Here is a 736-nt window from a genome sequence, read left to right as displayed (position 1 = left end):
AAAATGCGCCTCGGCCTCTTCGTCGTCTCCCACCTCGCCCAACGCCACAACATCAAAGTCCGCCTCCGCGCCTCCCCCTACGGCGGCGTCCAAGCAATCGTCCTCCTCCCCACCACACTCATCACCGGTATCGAGCAGGAGCAGACGAAGCGATCGGGTGGTCGCCTCCGTCTCACGAGCGCCCCGGCGGCTGCGAAGTCCGAGAACGATCGGGAGGCGCCGCGGCTTACCGCGGCGCCGGTGGTGAACAAACGTCCCGTGAACGGCGACGTCCTCAGCCGTGTCCCGGTACAGGAGCGGCCTCCGGCCGCCAACGGCCGTCCCAGGGGCGCCCACGCGTCCCACGAGCCGGAGCGGCTGCCCCGCCGTGAACCGGGAAACAACAACGCCCCCGTCAAGTCGGGCGCGCTCCCGACCGGACCCCGTCCGGTGCCCGCTGTACCGCCCGTTTACACAAGAACTCCGGACGGGCGGCGCGAACTCCCCAGACGTGTCCCCCAGGCCAATCTGGCCCCGCAGCTCTACGAGGCGCCCGAGGACGCCAAGGGACCGACCGCGGAGAACGACGCGGAACGCTGCCAGCGGGTCCGCCGCACGATGTCGGCGTTGCAGCAGGGCACCCGACGCGGTCGCCTCGCCGGACAACAACAACGCACCAACGACACCGAGCACCACACCGACAAGGACTCCAACACACCGTGACGAACAACGCCCCCCGGGACCTGGACTGGCTCCT

Annotated in this window: 1 pseudogene; it reads left to right on the top strand. The window is 69.7% G+C overall.

Features of this window, described 5'->3' with window-relative positions:
* A pseudogene (locus QSJ59_RS24270) lies at nt 1-702 on the top strand (nitrate- and nitrite sensing domain-containing protein); the annotation flags it as partial.
* Nucleotides 703-736 lie beyond the last annotated feature (34 nt).

Origin of the sequence: Nocardiopsis ansamitocini (assembly GCF_030268225.1) — a bacterium.
Lineage (GTDB): Bacteria > Actinomycetota > Actinomycetes > Streptosporangiales > Streptosporangiaceae > Nocardiopsis_D > Nocardiopsis_D ansamitocini.
The sequence above is the reverse complement of the archived record's forward strand: the minus strand, read 5'-3'. Positions and strand labels throughout refer to the sequence as shown.